This window comes from Nocardia spongicola, from assembly GCF_047200775.1.
Taxonomy (GTDB): domain Bacteria; phylum Actinomycetota; class Actinomycetes; order Mycobacteriales; family Mycobacteriaceae; genus Nocardia.
Genome location: NZ_JBJZOO010000002.1, coordinates 612714 through 635431, shown reverse-complemented (window position 1 = coordinate 635431; position 22718 = coordinate 612714). Strand labels below are relative to the sequence as shown.

The following is a 22718-nucleotide window of genomic DNA, read 5'->3' as shown; positions in this document are numbered from 1 at the left end:
GACAGGCTGAAAAGGCTCGGTCCAGCGAGTATGGTTGGCCGGGAACAGCCGAATCGATGATCTGGGAGAATCCGACATGCTGTTGCGGCGGTTGGGAATTGCGGCCCTCTCGGCAATGGTGGTGGCTACCGGATCGGCGAGTTCGAGTGTGGCGGTGGCCTCCCCGGATCGCGCTGGGGACTACGCCGAGGTGCGGCAAGCCATAGACGAGCTGGTCGCCGGCGGTGCGGCTGGAGTGCTGGTCCGGGTGCGAGACGGGCAGCAGGTGTGGACCCACTCGGCGGGGGTCGCCGAGGTGGGTCGAGCGGATCCAGTGCCGCTGGACGGTCGATTCCGGATCGGGAGTATCACCAAGACATTCGTGGCTACCGTTGTATTGCAACTGGTCGATGAGGGTCGCGTCGGGCTCGGGGATTCGGTCGCCGCATACCTGCCGCAGTTCGGGCTGGACCCGCGAATCACAGTGCGGATGATCCTGCAACACACCAGCGGCCTGTTCAACTATACCGGAGAATTCGGGCCGGACGGGATCGAGCCCGGCATCCTGCCGATCACCGGTCCCGAAGCACTGGAGGCAGTCAACCGCTCCTTTCATCCCGATGAGCTGGTGGGGTTCGCGCTGAGCAAACCAGCGCGGTTCGCGCCCGGTGAGGGTTGGTCGTATTCCAACACCAACTACATTCTGGCCGGTCTGTTGATAGAAAAGCTGACCGGCTTGCCGTATGCCGTGCAGATCTACACCCGCATCATCGTGCCACTGGGATTGTGGAGCACCTTCGTGCCGGGCACCATCCGCAAGATCCCCGGCCCGCACGCCCACGGATACGCCGATTACCTCGGCACCGGCGACCCGAAATCCGCCGATGTCACCGAATTACCAGTGACCTGGGCAGGCGCCGCCGGCGAAATCATCTCCTCCGCTGCGGACCTCGACATCTTCCTGACTGCCCTACTCGAAGACAGGCTGTTGCCCCCACCATTACTCGCCGAGATGCGCGACCGACGCTCGTTCGCCTCGGGGAGTGCACAGTATGGGCTCGGCCTGCTGTATCGAGAAGTCGCACCCGGCTGCACAAGCGTCGGTCACGATGGCGGCGTCCCTGGGTACACCACCGAATTGGCCGGGACCGACGACGGCCGCAAGACCGTCGTCGTGTCGGTCACGAGCGGTCCGACGCTATCTCCCGAGGATCTCGAGGCCGCCGTCGAGTGGGATGCGGCGGTTTCCGAGATCATCGTCGAAATCGTCGGCGCGGCCTTGTGCGACACCACGACCACTCCCTGAACCGAGCGCCACACGCAACCTGAGGTGACAGTGTGTGCTCGATGGCAGCGCGGCACGTTTCGGTTGTGACGATTCGGATCTCGTCGCGGTTAGCGGGTACCCACGTAGACGTGAAAGGCCCTTTCGCTCTCGCCGACGCGGCGGTGATCGGTGACGGTGAATCCGGCGTCCTCGAGGAACTTCGTGATCTCCTGCTCCGAGCGGCTGATCATGCCGTCGCGGAACGGCAGCGCGGCATGATAGGCCGGATCGGCCGCGCCGATCGCCAGGCGGCCACCTGGGGCGAGGACGCGCGCAACCTCTTTCAGCGAAGCCGCCAGTGCTTCGTCGTCGATGTAGTAGACCGTGTTCGCGGTGACTACACCGGCGAGGCCGGCATCAGGCAGGGGCAGGGCATCCATCGACCCGTGATGCAGCTTCAGCCGATCATTGGCGATCGGGTCATGAAACATCTTCCGGGCCTGCGCAATCACCGTTTCGGACAGGTCGATGCCGTAGACGGTGCCGTTGTTACCTACGGCCTCGAGTAAATACCGCAGCCCATGACCACCACCGAAACCGATGTCGGCGACCGCATCACCGGGGCTGGCATGGATCGCTGCTGCTGTGCCGTCCATCAGAGCCCGGTTCGTCACATTGAGCAGCCTGGTTACTGCCCGGCCCGTTGCACCGGTGGGGAGCGCAAGCTGCCTGGCAAACCCGGCCATAAGAGAGGCTTTCACGTCACCAATTCGCATGCGGGCAGTCAATCACAGAACCTATGTGCGGCTCTCTCCAGCGAAGATACCCAGCTCTCCTGATCCACGTGCGGTGACCGAGTCATTTACGGGCCACCGGACTTCTTTCGCGGATCGCACGCATTACCGGCGCAGTGGTTTCGGCGCGGCTCAGCTGAGGCTGCCCCGCGGCGCAACCCAGACATGGGGCTGCCGGGTCACCTCGGCGATATGGTCGAAGTCCGCGCCGTAATGCACCAGCACCGCGCCGTGGAACTCGGCGGCCGCCGCGGTCAGTAGATCCACGATTCCCGCGGCTCGATGATGGCCCTTCCGCGCCAGCAACTGCTGAACTTCTCGCGCACGCTCGGCGATTGTCTCGTTGATCGGTAGATTGACATACAGCGAGCGGCGCCGCTGGGCGATGTTCTGCACATCAGTGAGGTTTCGCCCGGAGTAACCTGCTTCCAAGTCGACGATGTATGAGTAGCAATATCGATGACCCGCATCGGCAGGAAGCGGCTCGATGCCACCGGATACGCTGACCGAGATCACCTATTTCATCGAGTTTTTCGTACATAGCCGTATCCGGCCGGAGCAGAGCGAGATATCGCTGATGAACAGCGGGTAAGCGCGAAAGCCGAGGTGGTCACTCCCCGCGCCGGACGACGATGACACCGATGACGATCAACACACCGCCGAGCAGTTGGATCGGGCGGGGCGCTTCACCGAGCAGCGCCCAGGCGAAGACCAGTGCGGCCAAGACTTCGAAGAGGGCGACGAAGGAGGCCAGTCGGGAGCCGAGCAGCCGGGTAGCGGCGATACCGGCGACATAGGCGATGGCGGCGGTGACCGTGCCGAGTAACAGGAGCGGAACCCACCAGGAGACGGTGAAGTCGTCGAAGACGATCGGATTCGTAGTGGCGCGCAGCGGGAGGATGCCGATCACCCCCAGCGCCAGCAGGGCGAATCCACCGATAAGGAGCCCACCCGCGGCGAGGACGGTGCCAGGCAGCACGCCATTGCCCTGCGCGGACAGCACGAAGTAGCAGGCCGCTCCGACCATGGCGGCGAAGGCCCACGCAATGCCGACCCAGCTGGTGGTCTGACCTGTGCGTATGTCGATGACCATGGCCAAGCCGCCGATCCCGAGCGCAGCGCCGGCGACGGTCGCCGCCGCGGGAGGTTGGCGATGGCGCAACCACAGCCAGCCCACCACAGCGATCGGCGCGGTGAGTTCGATCATGAGGGCCACCCCGACCTGCATATGGGCGACCGCGTTGAAAAACGCCACCTGTGTGCCCGCGATGGCGATAAGCCCATACATCGTGAGCAGAGTGGCGTTGCGGCGCAGTAACTGCCAGTCGCCACGCAGTTGCACCACTGCGATCGGCACGAGTACCGCGGCGGCCAGTAACACGCGCACCGCGACCACAGCCACCGAGCTCCAGCCCGCATTCATCAAACCGCGGGCCAGCGGACCGGATAACCCGAACGAGGATGCGGACGCCAGTGCGCAGAGCAGTCCGGCTCGCCACCGCCGCACGGCACTGTCATGAGTGATAGTCAACATTGCTCATGACAGTATGGCCGGGTTGGTAATCTGTCAAAATGGCTTTCGCTCATGACACAGAAGTGACCATGATCGCCGCGGTCGAACTGGTGAATTCGGCCGAACCGCCGGATACGCTGACCGAGATCACCCAGCTGGACGAGTTTTTCGTCAAGCACTTCTATACCGGCGCGCACTCCGGCGATGCCGCTGAGCTCGCGGCGGTGCGCGCCCTGCGCATGCCGCTGCGCCGGATGCTCACCAGCGACCGCGATACGACAGCACAGCTGGTGAATGAGACCTTGGCGACATATCAGGCCATGCCGCAACTGGTCCGGCACGGCGGCTTCGACTACCACATTCACGCCGTATCCGCAGAGGCTCCGCTACCCGTCCGCATCGCCGTCGAGACCGCGATGGCGCTGATCGATCTGATCCGCTCCGATGAGCTGAGCAGGCTGTCCATCTGCGCCGACAGCACCTGCTCCGGCATCGTTTTCGATTTATCACGTAACCGATCGCGCCGCTATTGCAGCACCGTATGCGGAAACCGCAATGCTGTCGCGGCCTATCGCGCGCGGAAGAAATGACCCCGCGATTCCCGCTTACCCGCGGTAGCGGGCGAACCTCCCGGACCATCCGTGGGAGCAGTATCACCCCATATGGCGAGGACCATCCTCCGATCAGGTCGATACCATGTCGGTCATGAATGTCGACAATCGCCGTACGGCGCGGAAGGCGAGCAGCGGCGACTCGGCATCTCGGGAGATCCGGCGCAGGCCGAAGAATCGCCGGGCCCAGATCGCGGCGGCATCGGCGTCGGCATTCGGCGCGCTCGGATACCACGGCGTGAGCATGGACGATATCGCTTCCGAGCTCGGGATCAGCTCCGCGGCTCTGTATCGGCACTATCCGAGCAAATACGCGCTGTTCCAGGAGGAACTGCTGCGTGTGGGCCGAGCGATGACCGAAGCGGTCGAGCGGTCTGATCAAGATGCGGAGCAGTCAGCCGAACAGCGGCTCCGGCAGGTGCTAGAGGCGCTGATCGCGGTAACCATCGAGAACCGTCCCACAGTGACCCTGGTGCGCTGGGAGGGCAGATACCTCGAACCCGAGGACCAGGCCACACTCGCCGAACAGCAGTCCGTGGTCCTCAGCGTCCTCGGCAGCAGGCTGGCCGGGCTGCGCCGGGAAACGACCGCTGACGACCTGCGCGTACTACGGGCCGCGCTGCTGAGCACCATCACAAGCATTGCCGACCATCATGCCGCTATTCCCGTGAAATCCCTTTCCCAGATACTACTTTCGGCATGCTTGTCGATCACCGACGCGGAGCTGCCCGCGGCACATACGGTCGAGCCGGTGCCCGCGGTGGAGATCCCGGACTCGTTCAAACACGAACTCCTACTCCGCAAAGCGGTAGAGCTGTTCCATGAGCGTGGATATCCGAATGTGAGTGTGGAGGACATCGCCACCGCGGCAGGCCTTTCGGCCGCCTCCGCGGTGTACCGGTTCTATCGCGGCAAGAGCGATATTCTCGCCGCCGCGTTCCGTCGCGCCGCCGAACGGGTTTCCGGGGCGATCGGCCCAGCTGTCGCGGCAGCGCCCGACTCCGAAACCGCGCTCACCGCGTTGATCGAGCAGTACGTCACCGGCTCCTTCGCCGAACGTGCCCTCACCTTCGTGTATTACACCGAGTTCCAACATGTTCCGGCCGATGAGCGCACCGCGCTGCGCAATATCCAGCGGCTCAGCGTCGAAGAGTGGGCTCGGCTCCTACGCGAGGTACGCCCCGAGCTCACCCCCGCCGAGTCACGTGTCCTGGTCCACGCGGCCTTCGCGATAGTCATCGATCTCGGCCGCGCTTTCGGCAACAAACCACTGGCTGCACCCGATCGGGTGCAGCTGTTGATGCAACTGGTGCTCTTCGGACGCCCCTCGCGGTAACGATCTGCCGCATCGAATTCGACTCGAGCTTCCGACCAAAATACCCGGCGATTTACTGAGAGCGAATTATACATATCCACAATCGATTCCACCTCGAAGCAAAACTAGAACCTGTTACATTCCTTCCGATTCGAGGCCTCCGCGCCTCCGTATCGGAAGGTTTTGAGTATGTACAACCGACATCCCTCGACAAACACCGTCGTTCGACGAGGAATGACGCGGCGCACTTTTCTAGCGGGCACCGCCATAGCGGGGGGCGCGATCGCGCTCGGCCCGGCACTGTGGACCGCGAAAGCGATGGCCGCGGAGATCGGCGATGGTGACCATGTGCCGATCCTGATCATCGGCAGTGGTTACGGCGGATCGGTCGCCGCACTGCGGCTGTGTCAGGCCGGTAAGCAGGTGGCGATGATCGAGATGGGGCAGAGTTGGACCACGGCTGGTTCGGACGGGAAGATATTCTGCACCATGCTGAAGCCGGATCAGCGCTCGTATTGGTTCCGGAACAAGACCGATCAACCGGTAAGCCACTTTCTCGGGGTCAATGCCAACAAGTCCATCAGCCCGCGCAGCGCCGGCGTGCTCGACTCGGAGGAATTCGCGGCAACACGGATATATCAGGGCCGCGGTGTCGGTGGCGGCTCGCTGGTCAACGGCGGCATGGCGCCACTGCCGAAACAGGATTACTTCCAGCAAGTCTTGCCGTCGGTCGACGCCACCACGATGTACTCCACCTATTTTCCCAGAGCACAGGCCGCGCTCGGCGTCAACAACGTCGACGAAGGCTGGTTCGAATCCGCGAAATGCTATAAATACGCAAGGGCCAGCCGTAGAACCGCCGAAAAAGCAGGTTTCGCAACCACATTCGTACCCAACGTCTACGACTTCGATTATATGCGGCGCGAACAGGCGGAGGAGGTCCCCCGATCGGCGCTGAACGGGGAGGTGATCTACGGCAACAACTACGGTAAGCGCTCCCTGGACAAGACATATCTCGCGGCAGCGGCGGCGACCGGCAGGCTCAGCATCTCACCACTGCACGAGGTCACCAGTGTGACACCCGCCGCGAACGGCTACAGCGTGGCCATCACCCAGAGCGATGCACTCGGCAATACCCTGGCGAACAAAACCGTCACCGCCGAGACCGTGATCTTCGCCGCGGGTAGCGTCGGTACCAGCAAGCTGCTGGTCACGATGAAGGCGCAGGGCGAACTACCGAACCTGGCCGACGCGGTCGGCACCGGCTGGGGCAATAACGGCAATGTGATGGTCGCCAGGGCCGGATGGGATCTGACCGGCGCGTTACAGTCGACGATTCCGTGCATGGGCATCGACAACTGGGCCGATGCCGAAGGACCTGTGTTCGCCGAAATCGCACCGTTCCCCACAAGTACCGAGAACGGTGTCAATCTCTATCTGGCAATCACCGACAACCCCAATCGCGCCCAGTTCACCTATAACTCGTCCACCGGGAAAGTCGATCTCTCCTGGCAGTCGTCCTACACCCAGCCGTCGATCACAGCGGCCAAACGGGTCTTCGACGCCATCAATTCCAAAGCAGGCACGATCTACCGCACCGATCTGTTCGGTGTCTACAAGATCTGGGGCGACGACTTCGTCTATCACCCCTTGGGTGGCTGCGCGCTCGGGCAGGCCACCGATGATTACGGCCGGCTGCACGGATACGCCGGCCTCTACGTGATGGACGGCTCCTTGATACCAGGGAACATCGGTGTCAATCCCCTCCTGGCGATCACAGCCCTCGCCGAACGCAATATCGAACAGATCATCGCGACCGACTTCGCGTGAGGCCGACCGGGACGAGCGACGGCGGTGCGATCAGCGGACCGCACCGCCTCCTTCCCGCCCGGAGTACTCGGTGTCGCGCCGAGCGCCTGTCACGGCCTGCGACGGCTTCCAACCCAGCCGATACCGCGCGTGCGAACAACGGCGGTGGAGCAGGCTACGTGGGCACACGGCCGAGAAAGTCGCCGAGAATCGTGGCGAAGTGGTGGGGTGATTCATAGAAAGCGAAATGGGCTCCGCCGTCGCTTTCGGCGATGATGCGCAGTTCGGCATCGGGGATGTGCGATGCGAGCCAGGTTTGTGAACCGGAGGCGGTATTGCCTGCCGTGGCGCCGATGAGCAGGGTGGGCATGGTGATCCGAGGCACGAGGTCTCGCCAGTCCTGCATAAGGTGTTCGATGAGCAGGCGGGCGCCCCACGGCATCGGCAACAGCAGGTTCTGCTGGTAGAGCCATTCGAAATCATCGGGGTGGATGTGGTCGGTGAGCATGTCGGCGAGGAACTCACGGCGGGTGCTCGGCGCGGTATCGGTGAGCAGGGAGGCGGCGAACTCACCCGCACCGGGGAAGTCGAAGAGGACGCCTACCTGTTCGGCTTCGGCCTGCCGCAGCCAGGGTTGGGCGATACAAGCGATGGGCTGGTCGACGAGGGTCAGGCTGCGTACCCGGTCGGGGCCGAACAGTTCCAGATAGGACCAGAGCACCGAGGCGCCCATGGAGTGCCCGAGCAGATGGGCGTGGTCGATGCCGAGGTGGCGCAGCAGATGGTCGAGGTCTGCCGCGAGCGCGCTGATCCTGGCGCCGTTGTCGGTGCGGCCGGAACGGCCGTGGTTACGCATGTCGTAGCTGATGATCCGGCGGCCGGGGCGCAGCTGGTCGATCAGCCGATCGAAGACGGCTTGGGATTGGGACCAGCCGTGCAGGAGCACCACAGGGATGTCATGTCCCCCGGTATCGCGATAGGCCAGCTCGCAGCCATCCCGGGTGAGCACGGTGTTGTACGACATGCGCGGCCCCTTCATGCGCTCGGAGTGGATTCGGACTCATCGGAGATTGTCCGAGGTCATGCCCGCCGGAGCGGTGCATCAACGCCACTCCGGTGCATGTTGCGCGTGTCGCGGCCGGGTGCCCGGCAGTCACCGCGCGACCGAACCCGCGCCCGTCCACGACGCAGTAAAGGTTGCCTGCGTTGCTGTTGCCGCAAATCCGGAAGACGCGGCAGCCACAGCAGCGCAGGCAACCATCTTCGTGCTACGCGGTTGCCCGGTCGGACTCCGGTAGCCCGGCCGCCACTGCCTTGCTGTGGCGCCAATCCTCTAGCAGAAGTTTGGCACCCAGGTACCCGAACAGGAGCGGGAAGACCACGTACTGGTACTGCGTCCATACCAGCGCGAGCAGGGTGTCGGCAACACCGCCGGGCATGTTCTCGAAGCCGGCGAACACCTCACTGAACGAGAAGATGAAGGTTGCCGCGGCAGGCATGGCCGCACCGAGCACCGGAACCAGATAGCGCATCGGAGAACGTTTCTTGTTCAGGCGCCAGAAGATCAGGGACTCGGCGAGATTGAGGAAGGCGAGAATCTCCAGCGCGAAGAACGTCGAATTGTGGTTGACCGTCCTGAGGTCGACCGAGCCGAACGAGGCGAGATCCCACCAGTACATGTGCAGGACGTTCTCCCGCATCCAGCCGGTCTGCGCGACGATATCGCTCAACGTGTTCAGATCGTTGAAGACAAAGGGTGAGAAGATCACCCACGGGATCTCCCAGAGCAGATTCGTCACCACATAGGAGACAATCCACAACACCAGGGCCTCGTGTATGAGCACCCTACGAGACCGCTTCCTCGCGCCGGGCAGTAGGAACGGGATGAACAGCCCGTTGAGCCAGATACTGATCGCGTAGAGGGAGACCTTGGTGCTCGTGGTGAAGTCGACCGCCCCTACATAGAAGAGCACCGCGAAGACCGCGGTCGTACCCCAGAAGACCGCCGTCCAGATGCCGAAGGCTCGCCAAGTCCGCGAGGAGACCCGGCGCTCTTCCGCGAGGCCAGGCGGGGTTACGTCGCGGCCGGATTTGGTCAGTGTGCTCATGCGCAGCTCGCAATCATCTCGACAGTCATGCGATCCCCCAGCAGCCGGTACCTGCTGTGCACCGTCATTGCCTCGCTCATCAGTGCCTCCACCGATTTCTTGCTCATGTCGAAATATCGACATATAGTTCGATAATGTGACACAGAAAGTAGCCCCGTCCCCGACCTCGAGTCAAGGCTTGTCAGCGCCAACCGAACGAGTGATCGCGGTGCTGGAACTGCTCGGCCGCGAGCCCGCCAAGCAGTTCTCCCTGGCCGAGATCTGCCGCAGTCTGGACATCAGCCGGGCCACGGGGCACGCCATCCTGACCACGCTGACAGTCAGGGAGTGGGTGATCAGGGACCCCGCGACAGCCCGCTACACCTGGGGACCCGCCATTACCAGGCTGGCCAGGCCGGACAGCACCCGGCTACATCGGGCCGATCTGCAGCAGCTGGCCACCGCGGCCGACACCCAGGTTTCGCTGGCCCGCCAGGAGGGCGCGACCTTGGTGGTCATCGATACCGTCGGCGAATGCCAACGCGGTCCGAGAATCAAGCGTGGTATGCGCACCCCGTTCGTAGCCCCGATCGGACGCGATTATGTCGCATGGTCGAGTGCCGACGCGCAGCACGAGTGGCTGCAGGCAATCGGAACGCCGAGCCGGCAGTTCCAGCAGCGCATGACAGCCGTACTCACCGAGATCCGCCACCGCGGCTTCATCGTGGAACGACTCACCCCGCAGTACGTACGCGTCTATACCGCACTACGCGCGCTCAGCGCCGACGGCGAGGTCGATGAGATCACCACCCAGCTGGCCCGCGCCTACGCCGAGCTCTCCGTCATCGACGTCCTGGAAGACGAATTGGCCGACGGCTCCGCCTACAGCATCGCCACGATATCCGCACCGATCCACAACCCCGACGGCACAGTGACCATGACGGTGATGGCCACCGTCTTCGCCACTCTCGACGGCCCCGCCATCCGCATGCTGGGTGAGCAGGTGCGTCGCACCGCGCAGAACATCGAACAACGCATCGCACGCTATGGCGAGGCCGTCTTACCGTTCTCGGCGTCGGATATCTGATCGCACCCCGTCCAGGCTCCGATACCCGTTGTCGGGCAGGCATTGTCACGTCGAGTGGAATGCGATCGTTGCGGAACCGCCACCGGGGATTTGTTGTGGAACCGCCACCGCTGGCGGGTTACTGGATACAGCGGTGCCACGACATCACCCTCCACCAAGCATCAACCACCACAATAAAATCGACCAACGCTCGCCCTGAAAGGGAAACCAAGAATCGAAATACGAAACTCATTGCTCAACATAGATTTTCGGTGAAACGATGGGTTCATTCGATCTCACGGGCAGGCCCTGAAACGCTTCCCGGCAGGCGCTGGATACAGACGGTTGCACATGTCGAGACGAATGCATCCGAACCCCGATACCTCTTGCCGGACAGCCACTGTCCCTCCCGAGACCGGCCGGTCGCAGATTCGGGGCCGAGATGAAGGGGCGGCCAGGGATTCGTTGTGCAACCGCTACCAGGTATTTATTGCGAAATCACCACCACTGGAGGCTTACTGGATACAGCGGTGTCAAAACCACAACGATATCCGTTGCAGAACAACCTCTCCCGTTCGGAGGCTCCCGATGGCGCCCGTACTCACCTCACTCGACCCCAGTTCCGGCCCCACCTCCGGCGGCAACACGGTACAGATCCTCGGCAGTGGATTCGCCGGCGCCGGCCCGTTGTCCGTGACGTTCGGGGCGACAGCGACCACCTTCACCATCATCTCCGACACCCAGATCAACGCCATCGCCCCACCAGGCACCGGCACCGTCGATGTCACCGTCACCGCCCTGTTGGATGGCCCAAGCAACCCACTGCCCTACACCTACGGCGGCACCGGCCTATTGTTCTTCACCGATATCGCCAACAATGTGTACTCGGTGCCGCAAACCGGTGGCATACCAACCGTGCTGTCCTCCGTCCTGAGCGCTGCCGCCGGTCTCATCCGGGTCGGCAACCTCCTCTACATCTGCGATAACGGAGCCAATGAGGTGGTGACGGTGCCGATCACCGGTGGCACACCGACCACCCTGGTGACCGGTCTGTCGCTCCCTACGGATATCACCGTCTCCGGTGGCACCCTGTTCATCACCAACTCGGGTACCGATCAGGTGGTGACGGCGCCGATCACCGGCACCGCCACCCCCACCGTGATCGCCACCAGCCCCACCGCCGTATTCGGGATCACCGATGGATCACCGATACAACAGGTGGTAGGACCGATCGCACCTGCCCTGTCGGCACCGGTGCTCACCTCGCTCGACCCCAGCTTCGGTCCCACCTCCGGCGGCAACACAGTACAGATCACCGGCAGCGGATTCACCGGCGCAGGCCCACTGTCCGTGCAATTCGGTGCGACAGCGACCACCTTCACCATCATCTCCGACACCCAGATCAACGCCATCGCCCCACCAGGCACCGGCACCGTCGATGTCACCGTCACCGCCCTGCTGAACGGCACCAGCAACCCACTGCCCTACACCTACGGCGGCACCGGCCTGCTGTTCTTCACCGATGACATCGGTAGTGTGTATTCGGTCCCGCAAACCGGCGGCATACCAACCGTACTGGCAGCCGGTCTGGGTTCTCCCCGAGGTCTGGTCCGGGTCGGCAACCTCCTCTACATCTGCGATAACGGGGACAATGAGGTGGTGACGGTGCCGATCACCGGCGGTACACCGACCACCCTGGTGACCGGCGTGGTGGCCCCTACGGATATCACCGTCTCCGGTGGCACCTTGTTCATCACCGACCGAGGCACCAATCAGGTGGTATCGGCGCCGATCACCGGCACAGCCACCCCCACCGTCATCGCCAACAGTCCCACCGAAGTATTCGGGATCACGACCTGAGCAGCAACCCCTGCCGATGGACTGTGTGGCACAACCGACATCCCCTCGGACCGTCGCCACACAATTCCGGAAGAGCCACAGCCGATACAACAAGGTTGGACACCGCCGGGCCCGGCGCGGTTGCGCCGGACCAGGAATTGTTGCGAAACCGCCACTAAGGATTCGTTGCGAAAACACCACCGCCAGTGGGCTACTGGATACAGCGGTGTCAAAACCACAACGATATCCGTTGCAGAACAACCTTTCCCGTTCGGAGTCCCCGATGGCGCCTGTACTCACCTCACTCGACCCCAGTTTCGGCCCCGCCTCCGGCGGCAACACGGTACAGATCCTCGGCAGCGGATTCGCCGACGTCGGCCCGGTATCCGTGACATTCGGTGCGACGGCAACCACCTTCACCATCATCTCCGACACCCAAATCGACGCCATCGCCCCACCAGGCACCGGCACCGTCGATGTCACCGTCACCGCTCTACTGGACGGCACAAGCAACCCGCTGCCCTACACCTACGGCAGCGGCCTGCTGTTCTTCACCGATGGTCTCATCTCCGGCACCGTGTATTCGGTACCGCAAACCGGGGGTACACCAGCCCTGCTGGCGACCGGCCTTGACCGTCCCCAAGGTCTCGTCCGGGTAGGTGACCTCCTCTACATCTGCGAGTCCGGCGCCGGGCAGGTGTCGACGGTACCGACAACCGGCGGCACGCCGACCCCCCTGGTAACCGGTCTGCTCGGCCCTGCGGACATCACCGTCTCCGGGAGCACCCTGTTCATCACCAACCGGGGTACCAGTCAGGTGATGTCGGCGCCGATCACCGGCACCGCGACCCCCACCGTCATCGCCACCAGCCCCACCGGTGCATTCGGGATCACGGACGGGGTACCGATGCAATCGGTGATCACACCGCTGGTGAATGCATTCCTGGCCGCACCGGTGCTCACCTCGCTCGACCCCATCTCTGGTCCCACCTCCGGCGGCAACACGGTACAGATCACCGGCAGCGGATTCACCGGCGCAGGTCCGTTGACCGTGACATTCGGCACGACAGCGACCACCTTCACCATCATCTCCGACACCCAGATCAACGCCATCGCCCCACCAGGCACCGGCACCGTCGACGTCACCGTCACCGCCCTCCTGCACGGCACCAGCAATCCGCTGCCCTACACCTACGGCGGCCTGCTGTTCTTCACCGATGCCCTCGTCTCCGGCACTGTGTATTCGGTGCCGCAGACCGGGGGCACACCGACCCCACTGGCGACCGGCCTCGGCACTCCCCGAGGTCTCGTCCGGGTCGGTGGCCTCCTCTACATCTGCGAGCCCTTGGCCACTCAGGTATCGACGGTGCCGACAACCGGCGGCACGTCGACCCCCTTGGTGACCGGTCTATCGGGACCGCAGGGCATTACCGCCTCCGCTAGCACCCTGTTCATCACCAATGGAGGCACCGATCAGGTGGTATCGGCGCCGATCACCGGCACAGCCACCCCCACCGTCATCGCCACCAGCCCCACCGACACATTCGGGATCACGACCTGAGCGGCGGCCCCTATCGCTGAACTGTGTGGCACGGTCGACATCCCCTCGAACCGTGCCACACGATTCCGGCGGAACCACAGCCGATACAACCAGGATGGACACCGGCTGGCCGGCGCTGTTGCGCCGGACCAGGAATTGTTGCGAAACAGCCACTAAGGATTCGTTGCGAAAACACCACTGCCAGTGAGTTACTGAATACAGCGATGTTGCGAACAAACCGACATCGATTGCAGAACAACCTTTCCCGTTCGGAGACTCCCGATGGCACCGGTGCTCACCTCACTCGACCCCAGCTTCGGCCCTACCTCCGGCGGCAACACAGTGCAGATCACCGGCAGCGGATTCGCCGGAGCCGGCCCACTGTCCGTGCGATTCGGGGCGACGGCAACCACGTTCACCATCGTCTCCGACACCCAGATCGACGCCATCGCCCCACCAGGCACCGGCACCGTCGATGTCACCGTCGCCGCCCTGCTGAACGGCACGAGCAATGCGCTGCCCTACACCTACGACGGCGCAGGCCTGCTGTACGTCACCGATGGCGCCGTCCCTGGCAATGTGTATTCGGTACCGCGAACCGGTGGCGCACCAACCGTGCTGGCATCTGGCCTGAGCGGCCCCACGGGTATCGTCCGGGTCGGTAATCTCCTCTACATCTGTGAGGCCGTGTCCGCTCAGGTGGTAACGGTGCCGGTCACCGGCGGGACACCGAGCACCCTGGTGACCGGACTGTCGAACCCTGCGCATATCACCGCCTCCGGTGACACCCTGTTCATCGCCAACCGAGACACCGATCAGGTGGTGTCGGCGCCGATCACCGGCACCACAACTCCCACCGTGATCACCACCAACCCCACCGGTGTCGTCGGGATCACCGACGGGGTGCCGACACAATCGGTGATCGCACCGTTCGCAGCTGCCCTCCTGGCCGCACCCGTGCTCACCTCGCTCGACCCCAACTTCGGCCCCACCTCCGGTGGTAACACGGTACAGATCATCGGCAGCGGATTCACCGGCGCCGGTCCGTTGTCCGTGCGATTCGGGGCGACGGCAACGACGTTCACCATCGTCTCCGACACCCAGATCAACGCCATCGCCCCACCAGGCACCGGCACCGTCGACGTCACGGTCACCGCCCTGCTGCACGGCACCAGCAATCCACTGCCCTATACCTACGGCGGCCTGCTGTTCTTCACCGATAACGCTATCTCCGGCAGTGTGTATTCGGTGCCGCAGACCGGTGGCGCACCGACCCTGCTCGGGTCCGGCCTGAACCGTCCCGGAGGTCTCGTCCGAGTCGGCGATCTTCTCTATATATGCGAGTTCTTTACCACTCAGGTGTCGACGGTGCCAGTCACCGGCGGGACACCGACCCCTCTGGTGACCGGCCTACTCGGCCCTCAGGGTATTACCGCCTCCGGTGACACCCTGTTCATCACCAATGTGGGCACCCTTCAGGTGGTGTCGGCACCGATCACCGGCACCGCGACCCCCACCGTGCTCGCCACCATCCCCCTCGGCGTATTCGATATCACGACGTGAACCTCGGCCCCGACCGCTGAACTGTGTGGCACGGACTACATCCCCTCAGCTTCACCGCCGATTACCGGGCGCGCAGCAGCGACTGTCAATTGGTCGCGCTTGTGCGATGTGGATACTCGGCTATCGGAGGTAGTCGAGTACCACGCGCTGATGTTCGATCACGGGGCTCTCTCCCCGAGCCGGTGGACCGACCTCGAAGAAAGGACTGGCGAACGACTTCTGTTGCTGTTCACACGCATAGATGTCTTCGATGTTGAAATCGCCGGACGTCAATGGATCCTTGCGACCGGCCGATTCCGCTCTGCTTACCTTGGCCTTCCGCCCTCCGAGCCAGGCCCGAGGGGACAGAAATTCTTCCCGCAGAAATTTCCAGGTCGACTCGGAGGCAATCTTGGTGCGGGTTTCGACGCGCGTGAGATCGGGTGCGAGTGGAGTGATGATATAGGTCGACCACGTGTAATCGGTCACCCCTAATCCGATACCAGGGAAAAGCATGGGAGCCCAAGCGAATCGATCACTCGAATCGCCGGGATCGCCACTGCTATGACGATCTCCGCGCGCCGTGATCATGGGTTCCCGAAACGCATGATGTGGACCATGCCACCCGTATTCCGCTTTCGCGTGGTCGAACATATCGAGCGTCGCGGAGTGCAGATGCGACAGATGGTATACATCCACGAAGTTCTCGACGACAATTTTCCAGTTGGCCTTGATCTCGAAGGATTTCTTCAGCATGGAGATCTCGGTCATTTCCGCGGGCTGTGTAGGCCCCACGTGCGGATCCACAGCACCGAACCATTCCTCCAGCGCAGGCGCCTGATCCGGCGGTTCCGGGTGCACGAACAACATCCCCCGCCAGATACCGACCGACGCAGGCTTCAAACCCAATCCCGACTTGTCGATACCCGACGGATACTCCGTCTCGGCATCCGGAACCGTGAGAAGACAACCCTCGAGATCATAGGTCCAGTCATGATAAGGACACGTAATAGCCTGCTGCACCTTTCCCGTGGTACGAAGCAACTGAGCGCCACGATGACGGCAGATATTGTGGAAAGCACGCAGGCGATGATCACGCCCCATCACGATCAAGATATTGCTCTTACCCGCCTGCACCGGCAGATACTGACCAGGCTTCGAGACCTCCTCCGCGAACCCCGCATAATGCCATACACGAGAGAAGATCCGATCCTGCTCGCGGTCGAACCACTCCTGAGACGTGTAGGCAGCAACCGGCAATTCGTGGTACATCCGATCTACCATGGATCAATCCTTACTTTCGTCATCGATTCGACCCGCCCCGAACCGTCCACAACGGGAAATATTCAGGTGACGGTGTTCGTAGGTGAAACCTTGTGCGGTCGAGGAATGCGTGGTGGAGCCGGTATTCACTGTGGAGTCCTGTCATGCGAGATCGGCCCTGTCTGTTACCGAGGTATATGGATGCGTAGGGGTATAAGCCGGTTCGTCCGGCTGTTTCAGATGTCGTAGGTCAGGTCGAACGTCGTAGCGGCTGGTACGGCTTGGCATGTGAGGACGTATCCATTTGCTACCTCGCGCTCATCGAGCGCCATCTGGCGCCGATGACGGATCTCCCCACTGCGCAGGTGCGCCTTACAGGCTCCGCAGACTCCCGATTCACAGCTGTACGGCGGCTGTACACCCGATTTTCGGGCGGCATCGAGAAAGGTCTGTTGTGCTGCCACTACTACATCGGTGCGGCGGCCATCGAGCGTAATAGCGCCGGTGGAATCCACACTGGACACATCGGTCGTACTCCCTGTGGTGTGTCCATAACTCTCACTGTGGATTCGGGAACTCGGGACATCGAGAGCACCGAGCGCATCGGCGATGTCGTAGTTCATGGAATCCGGGCCACAGATCCAGTAGTGCACATCCTGAGCAGCTGGTGGCGTTTCGGAAAACAGCGCTTTCAGAGCGTCGAGATCTATTCGACCACTACGCCACGCGATTGTTATATCACGAAAACGCGGAGACGACAGAACATGACGTACGGTGCAGCGGCGTGAATAGTCGCTACGCAACCGCTGAAGTTCTTTATCGAAAATAATCCTCCGTCCATCGGTATTTCCCAGGATCATGTGCGCGGATGAAAAATGTTCATCGCGCAGCACTGTCCGCGCCATGGCATAGAGCGGTGTCACACCGCTTCCGGCTCCGATGAAGTAATGCGTGCGCTTGCTGCGCGGTGCGGGCTCGAGCACGAAGCTGCCGTAGGGTCCGAGCACGTCGATACTGTCATCGACCCGAAGGTGGTCGACCAGATAGTTCGACACCGTGCCGCGCCGAACGCGTTTGACGACCACGGCCAATGTCTCACCGGGAGGATTCGTGATCGAATAGCTCCGCCGGTACTCACGCCCATCGATACAGACCGAAAGCGACACATGCTGCCCGGCTTTCCACGTGAACTCCTCGCGGAGGGGCGGTGGAATATAGAATTCGATGGCCCCGGCCTCGCCGCCGATTACCGGGCGCACAGCGGCGACTGTCAATCTGTGCGGCGTCAGCAACACTGAAGGACCCCTCCTGCTCTGCACTGAGAGCATATCGTTGGATACGTGCTCATATGATCACCGTCGACCAGGGCACTTCGAAATTCGCACGCGTACAGTTCATACGAATGGCCATGCTTATGCGATATGGATACTCGACTATCGGAGGTAGTCGAGTACCACGCGCTGGTGTTCGATCACGGGGCTCTCCCCCCGAGCCGGTGGACCGACCTCGAAGAAAGGACTGGCGAACGACTTCTGTTGCTGTTCACACGCATAGATGTCCTCGAGGATCACGTCGCCGGACGCCAACGGATCATTGCGACCGGCCGCCTCCGCTCGGCTTACCTTGGCCTTCCGCCCTCCGAGCAGGGCCAGAGGGGACATCCGTTCTTCCCGCAGAAATTTCCAGGCCGATTTGGGGGAAATCTTGGTGCGGGTTTCGACGTGCGAGATATCGGGTGCGAGCGGAGTCATGATGAAGGTCGACCAAAAGTAATCGGACACCACGAATGCGATACCAGGGAAAAAACATGGAGACGATCCGGCAAGACTGCTCGAGTCGCCCGGCTCACCGCTACTACGGCGGCCTCCGCGCATCGCGCTCATGGGTTCCTGGATCAAAAAATGTGGACCGTGCCACCCGTATTCCGCTTTCGCGTGGTCGAACATGTCGAGCGTCGCGGAGTGCAGATGTGCCAGATGGTATACATCCACGAAGTTCTCGACGAGTACTTTCCAGTTGGCCTTCACCTCATAGGATTTCCGCATAAAAGGTATCTCGGTCATTTCCGTGGGCTGCGCCGACCCTATCTGCGAATCGACAGCACCGAACCATTCCTCCAGTGCAGGCGCCTGATCCGGCGGTTCCGGGTGCACGAACAACATCCCCCGCCAGATACCGACCGACGCAGGCTTCAAACCCAATCCCGACTTATCGATACCCGACGGATACTCCGTCTCGGCATCCGGAACCGTGAGAAGACAACCCTCGAGATCATAAGTCCAGTCATGATAAGGACACGTAATAGCCTGCTGCACCTTTCCCGTGGTACGAAGCAACTGCGCACCACGATGACGGCAGATATTGTGGAAAGCACGCAGGCGATGATCCCGCCCCATCACGATCAGGATATTGCTCTTACCGGCCTGCACCGGCAGATACTGACCGGGCTTCGAGACCTCCTCCGCGAACCCCGCATAATGCCATACACGAGAGAAGATCCGATCCTGCTCGCGGTCGAACCACTCCTGAGACGTGTAGGCAGCAACCGGCAATTCGTGGTACATCCGATCCACCATGGATCAATCCTTACTTTTATCATCGACTCGACCCGAGCGGCAGCCCGAGTCGTTCACAATGGGAATAACAGATAATTTTGCGTACGCTCGCAGCTCATACGTAATTTCTGAGCACAAGAAATATATCGACACCGACCGTCACGGCATCGAAAACAGCGAAACGCAAAAAGAATGAAAGAGTGCGTTCAGAGCGATAGATTTCTGTGAAGAGAAAAATCTACCGTTCCACAATGTGGGTATGACCCATCACATGAAGAGCGGGGCCATGGAAACTGGGCACCTATCCAGATTGCTACAGCGAATATGACCGGCACCACATAGGCAGCGAACTACGACAGCCAGGCCCCCGCGCCGCCGATGCGTCCGGCGAACCAGGATGCGTCGTCATGCATTCATCCCTCCGTCGATCGTGGGTGGCATTCGTGCCGCCCGTTGACACCACGGTAGCCACACAAAGGTTTATTGTCAATATTGACAATAAACCTAGAGCTGCTGCGGTAGTACAACGGAACAGGCCTGCACAGCATGAGACACAGACAGGGCCGCGACACCGCCCACGGGACCAGCCCCGTGCGGTGACCACTCGTAACCCTCGCCGACCGCCGCTCATGAGCGCGGCTCACCCATAGGCAGCACACTCACCGGCTGTATGGGTTCGGCGCAGAACAGCAATTGACAGGAAACAGGAAGCCTGCTAAGCACACCGGTTATGCCGCGACCGAGCATGCAAGCACAGCGTTCCGAAGAGATTCTCGCAGCGTACGTCAGATGTATAGCGCGATTCGGCCTGGAAGGCGCGACTCAAGAGCGCATCGCCGATGAAGCGGGAGTCAAACGCCCCATGCTGCGGCATTATCTGGGCAACCGCGAGCAGATGATCGCGTCGCTGACCCGCTACGTCACAGAGCGCTTCACCAGGGAAACACGCGAACTCGAAGCCGAACTCGCCTCCACAACCACGCCGACAGACCTCATCGACATGATCTTCCTATCCCAAGGAGCAAGCGAAGCAGATCTTTTCCTCGCATATCAAGCCTTGATCGTCGCGGCGGATTCCAATCCAGGCATGCGCGAGCCGCTCGTGGACTGCTTCCAGCAGTTCCTCGACGCCATCGAAAACACTCTCCAGCGCTACTATCCACGTATCCCCGCCCAGAGAATCCGCGCTGTTTCCCAAGGCCTCGCCGCAATGTACATGTCCATGGACGGGTTCATGCCGCTGAACCCACCGAAGCAATGGGAACAGGACCTGAGGGCAGCGGCCGCCATGTTGATGGCCACCCTCGATTCCTGATCCGAGGAGACTTCCGGCAAAACACCACACCAGGACCCCTGATCTCGGATCTGCTCCGGTGCACCAACTCTCGGCACCAGGATTCCGACTGCACACCATCCGGGCCCCGATACCCACTGCCGAGCAACCACTGTCACCCCGAGTGACCAGTCGTTCCGAGAGCTGGATCCGAGACGGACAGTGAACCGGGATTGATGCGCAACCGCTACCGGGATTCGTTGCGAAACCACCACCACCAGTGGGTTACTGGATGCAGCGATGCCGAGACCACCTCGACATCTATTGCAAGACAATCCTCTTCTCCCCGTTGGGAGGCCCCCGATGGCGCCCGTGCTCACCTCACTCAACCCCAGCTCCGGTCCCCCGGCCGGCTTCGACACCGTGCAGATCTTCGGCAGCGGGTTCGCCGGGGCCGGGCCGTTGACCGTGCGGTTCGGCGCGACGGCCGCCTCCTTCACCATCGTCTCCGACACCCAGATCGACGCCATCGCCCCACCCGGCACCGGCACCATCGAGGTCACCGTCCAGGCACTGCTCAATGGCACCAGCAACCCACTGCCCTACACCTACGGCGGCGCCGGTCTACTGTTCTTCACCGATGGCGTCACCAATGTGTATTCGGTACCGCAAACCGGGGGCATACCGACCCTGCTGGCAACCGGGCTGGTTGTTCCCACAGGTCTCGTCCGGGTCGGCAGCCTCCTCTACATCTGTGATTTCACGGCCGCCCGGGTGTCGACGGTGCCGACCACTGGCGGCACCCCGACCCCCCTGGTGACCGGCCTGTCGCTCACCACGGATATCACCGTCGCCGGTAGCACCCTGTTCATCGCCAACCAAGGTACCAATCAGGTGGTGTCGGCGCCGATCACCGGCACCACCACCCCCACCACGATCGCCACCAGCCCCACCAGCGTCTTCGGGATCACCGACGGAGCGGCGACCCAATCGGGGTTCGCGCCGTTCGCGGCGGCCCTGCTGGCCACACCCGTGCTCACCGCGCTCAACCCGATCTCCGGTCCCGAATCCGGCGGCAACACCGTGGAGATCTTCGGCAGCGGATTCACCGGCGCAGGCCCGTTGACCGTGCGGTTCGGCGCGACGGCAACCACGTTCACCATCGTCTCCGACACCCAGATCAACGCCATCGCCCCACCCGGCACCGGCACCGTCGGCGTCACCGTCACCTCCGTGGACGGCACCAGCAACGCGCTGCCCTACACCTACGGCGGCCTGCTGTTCTTCACCGACGGCATCGCAGTCACCGGCAACGTGTATTCGGTGCCGCAGGCCGGGGGCACACCGACCCTGCTGGCGACCGGCCTGGACGATCCCGAAGGTCTCGTCCGGGTCGGCAACCTCCTCTATATCTGCGAGCGCGGGGCCGCTCAGGTGGTGACGGTACCGGTCACCGGCGGCACCCCGACCCCCCTGGTGACCGGCCTGTTGAGCCCTGCGGGTATCACCGCCTCCGGCAGCACCCTGTTCATCGCCAACACGGGTCTCGCTCAGGTGGTTTCGGCGCCGATCACCGGCACCGCCACCCCCACCGTGATCGCCACCAGCGCCACCGGCGCATTCGGGATCACGATCTGAGCGGCGGCCACGACCGCTGAACTGTGTGGCACGGCCGAGATCCCCTCGGACCGTCGCCACACAACCCGGCGGGACCACAGCCGAGACAACGAGAATGGCAGCCCGGCGTAGTCACGGTGCCGGACACGGTCATGTTGGGCACCAGCACTCGCCGAGCCCATACCGACCGTATCCACACCCGCGACACGAACCCGGATCTCGACAGTAAAGGCAGGCCGCTACGCCGAAGATCGACAGACACTTACTGGGCCTGCATGTACCCCAACACCATTCCTCCGCACAACAGCACCACCGGCCATCGCTTCGAGTCAGTGCGACACGAAGAGTGCACGCATCGGACGCGGGTGATCAGTTCACCGTGTCCGGCACGGCGTCGATAAGCGACTTCGGACGCATATCCACCCAATGATCCTGCACATACTGCAGACACGACGCGCGATCGGCGGCGCCATGAGCGATGGTCCAACCACCGGGAACGGCGGCGAAGATCGGCCACAGCGAATGTTCGCCCTCCTCGTTGATCAGAACGTAGAACTGGGCGTCATCGTCATCGAACGGGTTGTTCATTCGAGCTCCTCTTTCCTGGTCGAGTCAGTGTTCTGGGAATCGAGTCCCGGAGAATCAGGC

Annotated in this window: 19 protein-coding genes and 1 pseudogene; 10 read left to right on the top strand and 10 right to left on the bottom strand. The window is 62.4% G+C overall.

Annotation, left to right across the window (positions count from 1 at the left end):
- Nucleotides 1-76 precede the first annotated feature (76 nt).
- Entirely contained in the window at nucleotides 77-1285 is a 1209-nt protein-coding gene (locus ACL02S_RS07740; protein ID WP_412801600.1) for a serine hydrolase domain-containing protein, read from the top strand.
- Between the two features lie 89 nt (nucleotides 1286-1374).
- Here the strand turns inward: ACL02S_RS07740 and ACL02S_RS07735 are convergent, their stop codons facing one another.
- The 3 genes from ACL02S_RS07735 to ACL02S_RS07725 form a co-directional block, all read right to left on the bottom strand.
- Entirely contained in the window at nucleotides 1375-2022 is a 648-nt protein-coding gene (locus ACL02S_RS07735) for a class I SAM-dependent methyltransferase (RefSeq protein WP_412801599.1), read from the bottom strand.
- A 150-nt stretch (nucleotides 2023-2172) separates the two neighbouring features.
- Nucleotides 2173-2556, bottom strand: a complete 384-nt coding sequence (locus tag ACL02S_RS07730; RefSeq protein ID WP_412801598.1) for a PIN domain-containing protein — start codon at nucleotides 2554-2556, stop codon at nucleotides 2173-2175.
- Nucleotides 2557-2650: 94 nt separating this feature from the next.
- On the bottom strand, nucleotides 2651-3574 hold the full coding sequence (locus ACL02S_RS07725) for an EamA family transporter (protein WP_412801597.1): 924 nt from the start codon (nucleotides 3572-3574) through the stop codon (nucleotides 2651-2653).
- Nucleotides 3575-3612: 38 nt separating this feature from the next.
- Between ACL02S_RS07725 and ACL02S_RS07720 the strand changes: the two genes are divergently transcribed.
- The 3 genes from ACL02S_RS07720 to ACL02S_RS07710 all read left to right on the top strand — a co-directional run bounded on the left by ACL02S_RS07720 (nucleotide 3613) and on the right by ACL02S_RS07710 (nucleotide 7309).
- Nucleotides 3613-4143 carry a CGNR zinc finger domain-containing protein gene (locus ACL02S_RS07720; protein WP_412801596.1) on the top strand — a complete coding sequence of 177 codons (531 nt, stop codon included), beginning with the start codon at nucleotides 3613-3615 and terminating at the stop codon, nucleotides 4141-4143.
- A 115-nt stretch (nucleotides 4144-4258) separates the two neighbouring features.
- Nucleotides 4259-5500: a TetR/AcrR family transcriptional regulator gene (locus ACL02S_RS07715; protein WP_412801595.1), complete on the top strand. Its 1242-nt coding sequence runs from the start codon at nucleotides 4259-4261 to the stop codon at nucleotides 5498-5500.
- Between the two features lie 213 nt (nucleotides 5501-5713).
- A complete protein-coding gene (locus tag ACL02S_RS07710) occupies nucleotides 5714-7309 on the top strand; it encodes a GMC oxidoreductase (protein WP_412801594.1) in 1596 nt (531 codons plus the stop codon).
- Nucleotides 7310-7463: 154 nt separating this feature from the next.
- On the opposite strand, the gene ACL02S_RS07705 is transcribed toward ACL02S_RS07710, so the two are convergent.
- The gene (locus ACL02S_RS07705) at nucleotides 7464-8312 is read right to left on the bottom strand and encodes an alpha/beta fold hydrolase (RefSeq protein ID WP_412801593.1); all 849 of its coding nucleotides are present in this window, start codon (nucleotides 8310-8312) and stop codon (nucleotides 7464-7466) included.
- Between the two features lie 244 nt (nucleotides 8313-8556).
- A complete protein-coding gene (locus ACL02S_RS07700; RefSeq protein WP_412801592.1) occupies nucleotides 8557-9396 on the bottom strand; it encodes a hypothetical protein in 840 nt (279 codons plus the stop codon).
- A gap of 136 nt (nucleotides 9397-9532) precedes the next feature.
- On the opposite strand from ACL02S_RS07700, the gene ACL02S_RS07695 reads away from it, so the two are divergent.
- The 4 genes from ACL02S_RS07695 (at nucleotide 9533) to ACL02S_RS07680 (ending at nucleotide 15383) form a co-directional block, all read left to right on the top strand.
- A complete protein-coding gene (locus ACL02S_RS07695) occupies nucleotides 9533-10462 on the top strand; it encodes a helix-turn-helix domain-containing protein (RefSeq protein WP_412801591.1) in 930 nt (309 codons plus the stop codon).
- Between the two features lie 567 nt (nucleotides 10463-11029).
- The gene (locus ACL02S_RS07690) at nucleotides 11030-12301 is read left to right on the top strand and encodes an IPT/TIG domain-containing protein (protein ID WP_412801590.1); all 1272 of its coding nucleotides are present in this window, start codon (nucleotides 11030-11032) and stop codon (nucleotides 12299-12301) included.
- A gap of 262 nt (nucleotides 12302-12563) precedes the next feature.
- Entirely contained in the window at nucleotides 12564-13841 is a 1278-nt protein-coding gene (locus ACL02S_RS07685) for an IPT/TIG domain-containing protein (protein ID WP_412801589.1), read from the top strand.
- 261 nt (nucleotides 13842-14102) lie between these two features.
- Nucleotides 14103-15383, top strand: coding sequence for an IPT/TIG domain-containing protein (locus tag ACL02S_RS07680; protein ID WP_412801588.1), 1281 nt, complete (start codon nucleotides 14103-14105; stop codon nucleotides 15381-15383).
- Nucleotides 15384-15503: 120 nt separating this feature from the next.
- Here the strand turns inward: ACL02S_RS07680 and ACL02S_RS07675 are convergent, their stop codons facing one another.
- The 4 genes and pseudogenes from ACL02S_RS07675 to ACL02S_RS07660 all read right to left on the bottom strand — a co-directional run bounded on the left by ACL02S_RS07675 (nucleotide 15504) and on the right by ACL02S_RS07660 (nucleotide 19201).
- Nucleotides 15504-16646 (bottom strand): aromatic ring-hydroxylating oxygenase subunit alpha, encoded by a 1143-nt coding sequence (locus tag ACL02S_RS07675; protein ID WP_412801587.1) that lies wholly within the window; start codon nucleotides 16644-16646, stop codon nucleotides 15504-15506.
- Nucleotides 16647-16861: 215 nt separating this feature from the next.
- The gene (locus tag ACL02S_RS07670; protein WP_412801651.1) at nucleotides 16862-17608 is read right to left on the bottom strand and encodes a 2Fe-2S iron-sulfur cluster-binding protein; all 747 of its coding nucleotides are present in this window, start codon (nucleotides 17606-17608) and stop codon (nucleotides 16862-16864) included.
- A gap of 12 nt (nucleotides 17609-17620) precedes the next feature.
- Nucleotides 17621-17953, bottom strand: a pseudogene (locus ACL02S_RS07665) (FAD-binding oxidoreductase); the annotation flags it as partial.
- Nucleotides 17954-18058: 105 nt separating this feature from the next.
- Nucleotides 18059-19201, bottom strand: coding sequence for an aromatic ring-hydroxylating oxygenase subunit alpha (locus ACL02S_RS07660; RefSeq protein WP_412801586.1), 1143 nt, complete (start codon nucleotides 19199-19201; stop codon nucleotides 18059-18061).
- A gap of 724 nt (nucleotides 19202-19925) precedes the next feature.
- On the opposite strand from ACL02S_RS07660, the gene ACL02S_RS07655 reads away from it, so the two are divergent.
- Together ACL02S_RS07655 and ACL02S_RS07650 are read left to right on the top strand one after the other, a co-directional pair.
- Complete coding sequence (locus ACL02S_RS07655) at nucleotides 19926-20495, top strand: TetR/AcrR family transcriptional regulator (RefSeq protein ID WP_412801585.1); 570 nt, start codon at nucleotides 19926-19928, stop codon at nucleotides 20493-20495.
- A gap of 321 nt (nucleotides 20496-20816) precedes the next feature.
- Entirely contained in the window at nucleotides 20817-22091 is a 1275-nt protein-coding gene (locus ACL02S_RS07650) for an IPT/TIG domain-containing protein (RefSeq protein WP_412801584.1), read from the top strand.
- A gap of 348 nt (nucleotides 22092-22439) precedes the next feature.
- Here the strand turns inward: ACL02S_RS07650 and ACL02S_RS07645 are convergent, their stop codons facing one another.
- Nucleotides 22440-22658 carry an MbtH family protein gene (locus tag ACL02S_RS07645; protein WP_412801583.1) on the bottom strand — a complete coding sequence of 73 codons (219 nt, stop codon included), beginning with the start codon at nucleotides 22656-22658 and terminating at the stop codon, nucleotides 22440-22442.
- Between the last annotated feature and the right edge of the window lie 60 nt (nucleotides 22659-22718).

What these genes read in the sequence shown, in the direction of transcription:
- ACL02S_RS07740 (WP_412801600.1), top strand. Translation starts at nt 77, where the DNA reads ATGCTGTTGCGGCGGTTGGGAATTGCGGCCCTCTCGGCAATGGTGGTG.
- ACL02S_RS07735 (WP_412801599.1), bottom strand. Translation starts at nt 2,022, where the DNA reads ATGCGAATTGGTGACGTGAAAGCCTCTCTTATGGCCGGGTTTGCCAGG.
- ACL02S_RS07725 (WP_412801597.1), bottom strand. Translation starts at nt 3,574, where the DNA reads ATGTTGACTATCACTCATGACAGTGCCGTGCGGCGGTGGCGAGCCGGA.
- ACL02S_RS07720 (WP_412801596.1), top strand. Translation starts at nt 3,613, where the DNA reads ATGGCTTTCGCTCATGACACAGAAGTGACCATGATCGCCGCGGTCGAA.
- ACL02S_RS07715 (WP_412801595.1), top strand. Translation starts at nt 4,259, where the DNA reads ATGAATGTCGACAATCGCCGTACGGCGCGGAAGGCGAGCAGCGGCGAC.
- ACL02S_RS07710 (WP_412801594.1), top strand. Translation starts at nt 5,714, where the DNA reads ATGACGCGGCGCACTTTTCTAGCGGGCACCGCCATAGCGGGGGGCGCG.
- ACL02S_RS07705 (WP_412801593.1), bottom strand. Translation starts at nt 8,312, where the DNA reads ATGTCGTACAACACCGTGCTCACCCGGGATGGCTGCGAGCTGGCCTAT.
- ACL02S_RS07700 (WP_412801592.1), bottom strand. Translation starts at nt 9,396, where the DNA reads ATGAGCACACTGACCAAATCCGGCCGCGACGTAACCCCGCCTGGCCTC.
- ACL02S_RS07690 (WP_412801590.1), top strand. Translation starts at nt 11,030, where the DNA reads ATGGCGCCCGTACTCACCTCACTCGACCCCAGTTCCGGCCCCACCTCC.
- ACL02S_RS07685 (WP_412801589.1), top strand. Translation starts at nt 12,564, where the DNA reads ATGGCGCCTGTACTCACCTCACTCGACCCCAGTTTCGGCCCCGCCTCC.
- ACL02S_RS07680 (WP_412801588.1), top strand. Translation starts at nt 14,103, where the DNA reads ATGGCACCGGTGCTCACCTCACTCGACCCCAGCTTCGGCCCTACCTCC.
- ACL02S_RS07675 (WP_412801587.1), bottom strand. Translation starts at nt 16,646, where the DNA reads ATGGTAGATCGGATGTACCACGAATTGCCGGTTGCTGCCTACACGTCT.
- ACL02S_RS07660 (WP_412801586.1), bottom strand. Translation starts at nt 19,201, where the DNA reads ATGGTGGATCGGATGTACCACGAATTGCCGGTTGCTGCCTACACGTCT.
- ACL02S_RS07655 (WP_412801585.1), top strand. Translation starts at nt 19,926, where the DNA reads ATGCAAGCACAGCGTTCCGAAGAGATTCTCGCAGCGTACGTCAGATGT.
- ACL02S_RS07650 (WP_412801584.1), top strand. Translation starts at nt 20,817, where the DNA reads ATGGCGCCCGTGCTCACCTCACTCAACCCCAGCTCCGGTCCCCCGGCC.
- ACL02S_RS07645 (WP_412801583.1), bottom strand. Translation starts at nt 22,658, where the DNA reads ATGAACAACCCGTTCGATGACGATGACGCCCAGTTCTACGTTCTGATC.